At 40.7% G+C, this 11828-nt stretch carries 9 protein-coding genes; all 9 read left to right on the top strand.

Going from position 1 to position 11828, the window contains the following annotated elements; translation table 11 throughout:
• The first annotated feature begins 1 nt into the window (after position 1).
• The 9 genes from GGR02_RS00790 to GGR02_RS00750 all read left to right on the top strand — a co-directional run bounded on the left by GGR02_RS00790 (position 2) and on the right by GGR02_RS00750 (position 11818).
• The gene (locus GGR02_RS00790; RefSeq protein WP_183182850.1) at positions 2-1231 is read left to right on the top strand and encodes a response regulator transcription factor; all 1230 of its coding nucleotides are present in this window, start codon (positions 2-4) and stop codon (positions 1229-1231) included.
• Positions 1232-1405: 174 nt separating this feature from the next.
• Positions 1406-2482, top strand: a complete 1077-nt coding sequence (gene chvE, locus GGR02_RS00785; RefSeq protein WP_183182849.1) for a multiple monosaccharide ABC transporter substrate-binding protein — start codon at positions 1406-1408, stop codon at positions 2480-2482.
• Between the two features lie 76 nt (positions 2483-2558).
• A complete protein-coding gene (gene mmsA / locus GGR02_RS00780) occupies positions 2559-4094 on the top strand; it encodes a multiple monosaccharide ABC transporter ATP-binding protein (RefSeq protein WP_183182848.1) in 1536 nt (511 codons plus the stop codon).
• 5 nt (positions 4095-4099) lie between these two features.
• Positions 4100-5320 (top strand): multiple monosaccharide ABC transporter permease, encoded by a 1221-nt coding sequence (gene mmsB, locus GGR02_RS00775; RefSeq protein ID WP_183182847.1) that lies wholly within the window; start codon positions 4100-4102, stop codon positions 5318-5320.
• A gap of 101 nt (positions 5321-5421) precedes the next feature.
• Positions 5422-6510, top strand: coding sequence for a GntR family transcriptional regulator (locus GGR02_RS00770; RefSeq protein WP_183182846.1), 1089 nt, complete (start codon positions 5422-5424; stop codon positions 6508-6510).
• A gap of 95 nt (positions 6511-6605) precedes the next feature.
• On the top strand, positions 6606-7292 hold the full coding sequence (gene araD, locus GGR02_RS00765; protein ID WP_183182845.1) for an L-ribulose-5-phosphate 4-epimerase: 687 nt from the start codon (positions 6606-6608) through the stop codon (positions 7290-7292).
• A gap of 3 nt (positions 7293-7295) precedes the next feature.
• Positions 7296-8993: a ribulokinase gene (locus tag GGR02_RS00760; RefSeq protein WP_183182844.1), complete on the top strand. Its 1698-nt coding sequence runs from the start codon at positions 7296-7298 to the stop codon at positions 8991-8993.
• A gap of 21 nt (positions 8994-9014) precedes the next feature.
• Complete coding sequence (gene araA, locus GGR02_RS00755) at positions 9015-10505, top strand: L-arabinose isomerase (protein WP_183182843.1); 1491 nt, start codon at positions 9015-9017, stop codon at positions 10503-10505.
• A gap of 317 nt (positions 10506-10822) precedes the next feature.
• Entirely contained in the window at positions 10823-11818 is a 996-nt protein-coding gene (locus GGR02_RS00750; RefSeq protein ID WP_183182842.1) for a Gfo/Idh/MocA family protein, read from the top strand.
• Positions 11819-11828 lie beyond the last annotated feature (10 nt).

Genomic DNA, 11828 nt, shown 5'->3' with positions numbered 1-11828 from the left:
TGTGCGAACATGGAAGGTATTGATTGCCGATGACGAGGCGATTATTCGTGAGGGGATTAGAGAAGCGATTGATTGGAACGAGTTCCAAATGAAAGTAGTAGCGGAAGCGGAAGATGGAGAAGAAGCGTTGGAATTAGCGCTACGCCATCAAATTGATATTCTATTTGTTGATTTGACTATGCCTATTATGGACGGAATTTCTCTAATGAAACAAATAAGAAAAAATCTTTCAAAATGTAGGATTGTTGTCGTCACCGGACATGACGAATTTGCTTACGCCCAAGAAGCGATTCGTTTACAAGTCGACGATTATATTTTAAAGCCAACGAATCCTTCTCATTTGCGTGAAGTGGCGAAAAAAATTCAACAGCAACTAACAAAGGAATTGCAACAATCGGAATATGTTACGTTATTGTCAAAACAAGTGCAAAAAAATTTTCCACTCATCCGTCAGCAATTTTGTTTAGAGTGGATTCATGGTCGATTGAAAGAAATCGAAATCTTTGCCCAATTGCAGTTTTTCAAGCTCCCATCCACCTGTCCTGTACAACTGGCGGTGATTTACTGGCAAGAGTTTTTCAGCACCAAACTACTAATGAGCGAAAAGGATAAACAATTGTTCTTTTTTGCTATTGAAAATATCGCTTCGGAGTTGTTAGAGGGAAAAAGAAAAGTGGTTTTTCGCGATACGGTAGGCTTTATTGTGATATGTTTATGGGATTGGGTCGATGAAGAACTATTTCGCACAATTGAGAAAACGATAAAGCAGTATTTAAACATACAAGCCAATATATACGCTGCAGAGGTAGAAGGAGAACTCACGAAAGTAGCAGACGCATATGAAATCTGCAAAAAGAGGGCTTATAGCGCAACGAATATTTCGCCAATCGTGCGACGAGCAAAACAATATGTACAAGAATATTTTTCCGATCAAACACTTACATTAGAATCCGTTGCTCAATCACTAAACGTTTCGCCTGTATATTTGAGCCGCATTATGAAACAAGAACTAGGGGTATCGTTTGTCAATTTTTTAACGGAAGTAAGAATTAAAAAGGCGATTCAATTGTTGGTCTCGACACAGCTAACCATTCATGAAATTTCCGAACGAGTAGGGTATGATACACAACACTATTTCAGTACGGCATTTAAAAAAGTAGTAGGTGTGTCTCCAAATCAATATCGCAAAGGAGCGTTTTTATTTAAGGAAGTTCGGGAAGTTTTATTATAAATATTATAAATTGGTACGTACAAAAAGAGGGTGTGTGGACACCCTCTTTTTTTGAAAACGCTTTACTAAAGTTAAATTTTTATAAAAAAAGTCAGTTGATTGAAAAGACTGAAAATTTTATAGGTGTTATATTCTAGTTGAATCACAAGAATCATTAAAGGGGGAGAAAAGAAGATGAAGAAGTTTTTCACAACATTGATTTTGCTTGTATTTGTATTTGCATTAGCCGCGTGTAGCGGAAAGGAAACAGGAGGAAAAGGGGATGCTGGATTTGTTGGAATATCAATGCCAACAAAGTCTTCTGAACGTTGGATTAGCGATGGGGAAAACATGGTAAAAGAGTTTAAAAAGCTTGGCTATAAAACGGATTTGCAGTATGCTGAAGACGTTGTTGAAAACCAAGTATCACAAATTGAAAACATGATTACAAAAGGAGTTAACGTATTAGTTATTGCGCCAATTGACGGGGAAGCGCTTACCGATGTATTAGAAAAAGCGCATAAACAAGGCATTAAAGTCATTTCTTACGATCGTCTTATTAAAAACAGCAAATACGTCGATTACTACGCTACGTTTGATAACTTCAAAGTAGGAGTGCTTCAAGGCTCATATATCGAACAAAAGCTTGGTCTAAAAGATGGGAAAGGTCCGTTCAACATCGAATTGTTCGCAGGTTCGCCAGATGATAACAACGCATATTTCTTCTTCGACGGGGCGATGTCTGTATTAAAACCATATATTGATTCTGGAAAATTAGTCGTTCGAAGCGGACAAACTAAATTTGATCAAGTAGCTACGTTGCGGTGGGATGGAGCGACAGCTCAAGCACGCATGGATAATTTACTGAGCGCTCATTATACAAATGCGAAAGTTGATGCTGTGTTATCTCCTTATGATGGAATTAGTATCGGTATTATTTCATCATTAAAAGGAGTTGGCTACGGGTCAGGAAAGCCGATGCCAGTAATTACAGGTCAAGATGCCGAATTAGCGTCCGTAAAATCCATTATTGCGGGGGAACAAACACAAACAGTATTTAAAGATACGCGAGAATTAGCGAAAAAAGCAGTGGAAATGGCTGACGCTGTTTTAAAAGGAGAAAAACCGGAAGTAAATGACACGAAAACATATAATAACGGGGTAAAAGTCGTGCCATCTTATTTATTGGAGCCGGTTTCTGTAGACATTTCTAACTACGAAAAAGTGTTAGTAGATAGCGGATATTACACAAAAGATCAATTAACTAAGTAATCAAGGTGAAATGATATAGTGATAGTCCAAAAGCTATCACTATATCATTTATTTCACAATAGGGAAGTGGTGAGCAATGTCACAGTTCATATTAGAGATGCGTGGAATTACAAAAGAATTTCCAGGGGTAAAAGCGCTTGAAAATGTAAATTTGCAAGTGAAAGAAGGGGAAATTCATGCGCTTTGCGGGGAAAACGGTGCAGGAAAATCGACGCTAATGAAAGTGTTGAGCGGTGTCTATCCTTACGGCACATATAGTGGTGACATTTTATTTAAAGGGGGAGTATGTAAATTTAAAGATATTAAACAAAGTGAAGAGTTAGGGATTGTCATTATTCATCAAGAATTGGCCCTTATTCCTTATTTATCGATTGCGGAAAACATTTTTCTTGGCAACGAACAAGCCAAACGAGGAGTTATTAATTGGAATGAAACGATTGTTAAAACGAAAGAGTTATTGAAAAAAGTTGGATTAAATGAGTCGCCGCATACATTGGTTGGAAATCTAGGGGTCGGGAAACAACAGCTAGTCGAAATTGCAAAGGCATTATCAAAAGAAGTAAAATTATTGATTTTGGATGAACCGACTGCTGCTTTGAATGAGGACGATAGTGAAAATTTGCTGCGGTTATTATTAGAATTTAAGAAGCAGGGCATGACCGCGATTATTATTTCGCATAAACTGAACGAGATATCGAAAGTCGCTGATTCAATCACGATTTTACGAGATGGGAAAACGATTGAAACGCTAGATATGAGAAAAGACCACGTGACAGAAGACCGAATCATTAAAGGAATGGTAGGACGAGATTTAACGAATCGTTATCCGAAACGAGAACCGAACATTGGCGAAGTAATATTTGAAGTGAAAAATTGGAACGTTTATCATCCTCTTCATAATGAACGAAAAGTTATTGATGACGTCAATTTTTATATTCGGAAAGGAGAAATTGTCGGAATTGCCGGCTTGATGGGAGCAGGACGAACCGAACTTGCTATGAGCATTTTTGGGAAATCGTATGGAAAAAAAATTAGCGGACAAATTTTCAAAAATGGATACGAAATTGATGTCAGCGACGTGAGCAAAGCGATTGAAAACGGAATTGCCTATGTAACAGAAGATCGCAAAGGAAATGGATTAATTTTAATGGACGATATTCGCAAAAATATTACGTTATCACGGTTAAATAAAGTGGCAAAAAAATTTGTGGTGGATGAAAACAAAGAAATTGTAGAGTCAGAGAAATATCGTGAACGATTGAAAATAAAAACACCGAGCATATTTCAAAAAACAGAAAAACTAAGCGGTGGAAACCAGCAAAAAGTAGTATTAAGCAAGTGGATTTTTGCGCAACCAGATATTCTTATTTTAGATGAACCAACACGCGGAATAGATGTTGGAGCAAAATATGAAATTTACACAATTATTAACCAGTTAGCACAAGATGGGAAAGGGATTTTACTGGTCTCTTCTGAGCTTCCAGAAATTTTAGGGATGTGTGATCGGATTTACGTGATGTGCGAAGGACGGATAACAGGCGAGTTGAGCCGAGATGAGGCAACGCAAGAAAACTTGATGAAACTAATGACAAAAACGGAAGTTAGGGGGTAACACAAATGCAAATGCCGACACAAAAAACAATGACACGCCATTCGGAACCAATCGAACCAAAGATCCAGCCATTTGCTCAAATGATTAAAAACAATATTCGAAGCTACAGTATGGTTGTTGCACTTGTGTTAATTATGTTGTTATTTCAACTTTTGACAGACGGGATTTTATTAAGACCCTTAAACGTAACGAACTTAATTTTGCAAAACAGCTACATTTTAGTACTAGCAATCGGGATGATGCTTGTTATTATTACCGGGCACATCGATTTATCGGTGGGGTCAGTAGCGGCGTTTGTAGGTGCGCTAGCAGGTATCTTAATGGTGCAACATCATGTCCCGATGATTGTTACAGTGGTGCTTTCTCTTTTGTTAGGTGCATTGATTGGCGCATGGCAAGGATTTTGGATCGCTTATGTAAAAATACCAGCTTTCATTGTTACATTAGCAAGTATGTTATTGTTTAGAGGGCTTACGATGGTTGTCTTAAAAGGACAATCGATTGCCCCATTTCCAAAATCGTTTCAAAACATTAGTTCAGGGTTTCTTCCAGATGTGTTTCACGGAAAGAATATCCATTTGCTAACACTTATCATCGGAGGGCTTTTATCTATTTTGTTTATCTGGTTAGAAATTAAAAAAAGAAACAATGCTAAAACGTACGGATTTGACGTAATCCCTGCAGCAATGTTCATAGGTAAGTTAATTAGTATTGTCGTTGTGATCACTGTCTTCTCTTATGTTCTCGCGACATATGAAGGAATCCCGAATATTTTAATCATTCTCGCAACACTTATTGTTGCTTATTCGTTTGTCGCTAATAAGACGATTGTTGGTCGGCATATATATGCAATTGGAGGAAACGAAAAAGCGGCACAATTATCAGGGGTGAAAACGAAAAGGGTCACATTTTGGGTATTTGTGAACATGGGAGTTTTAGCCGCACTTTCGGGATTGATTTTTGCCGCGCGTTTAAATGCAGCGACACCAAAAGCAGGAAACCTATTTGAACTCGACGCCATTGCCGCTTGCTTTATTGGAGGCGCTTCTGCGTATGGTGGTATTGGGACAGTAAGTGGCGCGATTATCGGTGGTCTTGTCATGGGGGTCATGAACAACGGGATGTCGTTGCTTGGATTAGGCATTGATTGGCAACAGGCGATTAAAGGTTTGGTGTTACTTGCGGCTGTTGCGTTTGATATTTATAACAAAAACAAAGCGTCTTAAGGCCAAGATGGTTTCATCTTGGCTATTCTTTTCTGAATATATACGGACAAATAAAAATTGGTATAATGGATATGTAGATTATTCAACACGAGGTGAACGTTATGAAAGAAAAAAGTGTGCCAAAATACTTGCAATTGAAACGAGAAATTTTATCTTGGATTCAATCAGGGAAGTTAAGCCCTAATGAAAAAATACCAACAGAACATGAAATTGCAAACCAATTTCAGTTAAGTCGCCATACAGTTAGACAAGCGTTAGGTGAATTAGAAAATGAAGGTTGGCTATATAAAATCCAAGGAAGCGGAACATTTGTTTCTAAGCCAAAGCTAGCCAGCAAACAAGAAGTAAAAACAGTAGCGATTTTAACAACATATATTTCCGATTATATCTTTCCACATATTGTCCGTGGAGCGGAAGAAACGTTGCGCGAAAAAGGATACCGACTATTGTTGGCTAGTACCGATAACGACAAAACGAAAGAGCGTGACCATTTAGAGGCGATGATTCAACAGCCGTTAAGTGGGCTTATCATCGAACCGACAAAAAGTGCTCAAGGCAATCCTAATCTTTCGTATTACTTAACACTCAATAATTTACATATTCCATACGTTATGATTAACGAATGTTATTTAGAAATGAGTTGTCCGGTCATCAAAATGGATGATGAAAAAGGAGGATATTTGCTTACTGAGCATTTAATACAGCTTGGTCATCGCCGAATCGCGGGGTTTTTTAAAACGGATGATTTGCAAGGAGTCAGTAGACTAAAAGGTTTTATTCGTGCTCATCAGGAATATAACCTACCTTTGTCTTCGCGACATCTCGTTACGTATACAACTGAAGAAAAAGACACAAAACCTTTAGAACTGGTGCGCTCTTTCTTACAACAAGCTGATGTGGAAAGAGCGACAGCGATCGTATGCTATAACGATGAGTTGGCAATTAAGCTATTGGATGTTATTCGTCAATTAGGACTAAATGTGCCTGATGATATTTCCATCGTTGGCTTCGATGACTCAACGTTTGCGACAGCAACAGAAGTGAAGTTGACAACAGTTCCCCATCCGAAAGCAGAAATGGGGATAAGAGCGGCAGAAACACTTATCCAGATGATTGAGCGAAATGAAGAAATACAAGATATTATTTATCAACCAGAGTTAATTATTCGAGAATCAACAAAGAAAATATAAAATGTACAAACAATTTTTTTAAAAAACTATAGAAAAAATGTACGTACAAAATTATAATGGAGGTGAAAGAATTTTTTGATTAAGGAGTGGGGGAGATGCTTGAGCAACTAAAACAAAAGGTGCTAGAGGCGAATTTACAACTTCCTAGCTATCGATTAGTGACATTTACGTGGGGAAATGTTAGCGGTATTGATCGAGAGCAAGGGCTTGTTGTCATCAAACCGAGTGGAGTAGCGTATGACCAAATAACAAAGGATGATTTAGTTGTTGTTGATTTAGAAGGCAATATTGTAGAAGGGAAACGAAAACCATCGTCTGATACGCCAACTCATTTAGTACTATATAAATCTTTTCCTTCCATTGGCGGAATTGTTCATACCCACTCTCCTTGGGCGACGATTTGGGCACAAGCAGGAAAGGGGATTCCGGCTTTAGGAACGACACATGCAGACTATTTTTACGGAGAAATTCCTTGTACGAGAAAAATGACAGAAGCGGAAATTAAAGGGGCTTATGAAATGGAAACGGGAAATGTGATTGTTGAAACCTTTCGCTTTTTAGATCCGACGCAAGTGCCAGGGGTGCTTGTTCACAGCCACGGACCATTTGCTTGGGGGGATGATCCGTATAGTGCTGTTCATAATGCGGTTGTTCTTGAGGAAGTCGCTAAAATGGCGGCAAGAACATGCCATCTCAATCCAAATGTTCAGCCGATTGATCAGTCTTTATTAGACAGACATTATCTTAGAAAACATGGCGCTCATGCATATTACGGACAATAAGAGGTGGGAAGAATGAAATACGTCATTGGCATTGACTACGGAACAGAATCTGGTCGCGCTGTTCTTGTCGATTTGGAAGGAAGGGAAATCGCGGATCATGTGACTCCTTATCCTCACGGAGTGATCGATGAGGTGCTTCCGGAATCAAATGTAAAATTAGAACAAGACTGGGCGCTGCAGCACCCTAGAGATTATCTCGAGGTATTGGCTACTGCCGTTCCGGCAGTGCTGAAGAAATCAGGGGTAAACCCTGCGGATGTGATTGGGATTGGAATAGATTTTACAGCATGCACCATGCTTCCGGTTGATGTTTTTGGTGAACCGCTTTGTTTCAAACATGAGGTAAAACATCGACCGCATAGTTGGGTGAAATTATGGAAGCATCATGCCGCTCAAGATGAAGCTAATTTGTTAAATGAGATCGCCAAGAAAAGAGGCGAATCGTTTTTGCTGCGGTACGGCGGAAAAATTTCGTCAGAGTGGATGATTGCTAAAATTTGGCAAATTTTAAATGAAGCCCCAGATATTTATGAGCAAACGGATTTATTTCTAGAGGCTACTGATTGGGTAGTATTTAAAATGACAGGAAATATTGTTCGAAACAGTTGCACAGCCGGTTATAAATCGATATGGCATAAACAAGAAGGTTATCCGAACAGAGAATTTTTTCGAGCGTTAGATCCTCGTCTTGAAAATTTGACGGAAACAAAATTGCGCGGCGATATTGTTCCGCTTGGAACAAAAGCGGGAGAACTAACGAACGAAATGGCAGCGATGATGGGACTTCTTCCAGGTACGGCTGTTGCTGTTGGGAATGTGGATGCTCATGCTGCCGTTCCGGGAGTTGGGGTAGTAGAACCGGGTAAGTTAGTGATGGCGATGGGGACATCGATTTGTCATATGTTGCTTGGAACAGAAGAAAAGTATGTCGAAGGGATGTGTGGCGTTGTAGAAGATGGTATTATCCCAGGGTATTTTGGCTATGAAGCCGGCCAGTCAGCAGTAGGGGATATTTTCGCTTGGTATGTGGAGCAAGGGGTTCCGGCTTATGTGAAAGAAGCAGCCGAAAAAGAAGGAATCGGTATCCACGAATGGCTAGAAAAAAGGGCGGCTGCGTACAAACCAGGGGAAACTGGCTTATTGGCGCTAGATTGGTGGAACGGTAATCGCTCTGTATTAGTCGATACAGATTTGACAGGACTAATGGTTGGTTATACGTTGTTAACGAAGCCGGAGGAAATTTATCGCGCTTTGCTCGAAGCGACGGCATTCGGCACTCGAAAAATTATTGATGCTTTTGTTGAAAGCGGTGTCAAGGTGGAGGAGATCTATGCTTGCGGTGGACTTCCGCAAAAAAATAGATTATTGATGCAAATTTATGCGGATGTAACAAATCACCCAATTAAAATAGCGGCTTCGAAGCAAACTCCTGCTGTTGGGGCAGCGATGTTTGCAGCGGTGGCAGCCGGAAAAGAAAACGGAGGATATGAATCGATTGTTGAGGCTGCCAAAAAAATGGGGAAAGTCCGCGATGAAGTGTTTAAGCCGATACGAGAAAATGTAGCGATTTACGAACAACTATATCAAGAGTATGTGAAACTGCATGATTATTTCGGACGCGGCGGAAACAATGTGATGAAACGATTAAAATCGATTAAAGAAAATGTAGGATTAAAAGAATCAGTGAATATCAATATCTAATAGATGTGAGGAGAGGTTTTTATGCTACAGTTGCGGCCATATGAATTTTGGTTTGTTACAGGAAGCCAGCATTTGTACGGGGAAGAAACGCTGAAACAAGTAGAAGAGCATTCGAGAATGATCGCCGAAGGTTTCGAGCGGGACGAGATGATACCGTTTAAAGTTGTTTTTAAGCCGGTTGTGACAACACCTGATGGAATTCGGAAGCTTTGTATTGAAGCGAATGCTGATGACGAGTGTGCGGGAATCATTACGTGGATGCATACGTTTTCTCCTGCGAAAATGTGGATCGGAGGTCTTTCGCAGTTAAGAAAGCCGTTGTTGCATCTTCACACACAATTTAACCGCGACATCCCTTGGAACAGCATTGATATGGATTTTATGAATTTGAACCAATCGGCTCACGGAGACAGGGAATATGGTTTTATCGGCGCCAGAATGGGCATTGCGCGGAAAGTGGTCGTCGGTCATTGGGAAGATTCGGATGTTCGCGAACGAATTGCCGGCTGGATGCGTACGGCAGTTGCGGCGACAGAAAGCGGTCATTTAAAAGTCGCCCGTTTTGGCGACAACATGAGGGAAGTAGCAGTGACAGAAGGAGATAAAGTCGAAGCACAAATTCAATTTGGTTGGTCTATTAATGGCTATGGTATCGGCGATCTTGTTAAGTATATAAAAGAAGTGCCAGCACAGAAAGTGAATGAGCTTTTTGACGAATATACAGAACTATACGATATTGTTCCAGAGGGGCTTCACGAAGGAGCAGTACGCGATTCGATCAAAGAACAAGCTAGGATTGAACTCGGGTTAAAAGCATTTTTGGAAGAAGGAAATTTTACCGCATTTACGACGACGTTTGAAGATTTGCATGGAATGAAACAGCTCCCAGGACTTGCTGTTCAGCGGCTCATGGCGGAAGGGTATGGTTTTGGTGGTGAGGGAGATTGGAAAACGGCAGCACTTGTTCGAATCATGAAAATTATGGCGGATGGAAAAGGAACGTCGTTTATGGAAGATTACACGTATCATTTGGAATCAGGAAACGAGTTAATCCTTGGCGCTCATATGTTAGAAGTGTGTCCGACCATTGCTGCTACTCGTCCGAAACTTGAGGTCCATCCTCTTTCGATTGGCGGAAAGGCTGATCCAGCTCGTCTTGTTTTTGACGGTGGTGCAGGAGCGGCGGTAAATGCATCGTTGATTGATATTGGACATCGTTTCCGCCTCATTGTGAACGAAGTTGATGCGGTAAAGGTAGAGAAAGAAATGCCAAAACTTCCTGTTGCAAGAATCCTATGGAAGCCGCGTCCATCGCTTCGTGATTCGGCAGAAGCGTGGATTTTAGCGGGAGGTGCTCATCATACGTGCTTCTCATTCGCCGTCACGACAGAACAGCTGCAAGACTTTGCGGAAATAGCAGGAGTTGAATGTGTAGTCATCAACGAACACACATCGCCGCAATCAATCCGGAATGAGTTAAGATGGAATGAAATGTTTTGGCGGGGACGGTAAGGTAGCGTTTTTTTTATCTAAGGCATTGTGCTTTATATGAATACAGATTAGTTTTCCGACATATGCAAACCGTTTTGACCGTTCTTCCAGTCAACTTAACGCTCTTGATTATACCGGTTTTTCAATCCAAATTTATATAGAATGATTGATAGAATTTAAGTAGAATAGTTTGTTTTCTGTACAAACTAAGTGAAAATTGCTATAATCAAAGTGATGGATGGTTTTTAGAAAATTCCAAACGAAATGGATAATGAAAAGGCTGGTCTAACTATAATGGATCAGCCTCTGTTCATTCATGAAAAAGGAGAGTGAATGAGATGGGGACAAAAGTTCGCTGGGGAATTTTAAGCACGGCTGCTATTGCTAGAAGTGAGGTAATACCGGCGATTCAGCGGGCAGAAAATGCGGAAATCGTAGCAATCGCAAGCGGTAGCGGGAAGGCGCATGAAGTAGCGCAGCAGCTAGGGATACCGACAGCTTATAACAATTATGAAGACTTGCTTGCCGATCCTAACATTGACGCTGTATATATTCCGCTTCCGAACCATATGCATATGGGATGGACGGTGAAAGCAGCGAAACAGAAAAAGCATATTCTTTGCGAAAAGCCAGCAGCTTTATGCGAAGAAGATGTTCGAAAAATGGTCGAGGCTTGCCAAGAAAACGGGGTCGTTTGGATGGAAGCGTTTATGTACCAGTTTCACCCGCAGCACAACCGAGTAAAAGAAATCATTGCTTCTGGAGAAATCGGAACAGTAAAAAGCATGCGGTCAAGTTTTTCTTTTTACCTTGTTGAGCGGGAGAATAACATTCGAATGGAGCCGGCGTGTGGCGGTGGGAGTTTGCTAGATGTGGGTTGCTATTGTGTGCATTCCATTCGCTATTTACTAGAAACGGAGCCAGTTGCTTTATCCGTTCATTCTACGTACGATGACCGTTACGGGGTGGATGTAATAACAAGCGGGTGGATGTTATTGGAAAATGGTGTCCATGCTTTATTTGACTGCAGCTTTGATATGTTTGCCCGCAATGAATATGAAATCATCGGAACGAATGGGAAAATTACCGTTCCGCGGGCGTACCGTCCGGACGTGCAACAAGGCAGTGGCTTACTCATTATCCAAACGGACGACGGGAAAACGCGGGAAGAAGTAGTGAACGGCGACCAATACCGTCTACAGGTGGAGCACTTCTCGCAATGCATCATCGATGGGACAACGCCAAGCTATTCACCTGACGCAATCATTCGGCAAGCAAAAGTATTAGACGCATGCCGCACGTCAGCGAGTATCGGAAAAGCCGTTGAACTATAAGCAGCATACA

The organism is Anoxybacteroides voinovskiense (genome assembly GCF_014196205.1).
GTDB lineage: Bacteria > Bacillota > Bacilli > Bacillales > Anoxybacillaceae > Anoxybacteroides > Anoxybacteroides voinovskiense.
Note: the sequence above shows the minus strand (reverse complement) of the source record. Positions and strands in the feature narration are given on the sequence as shown.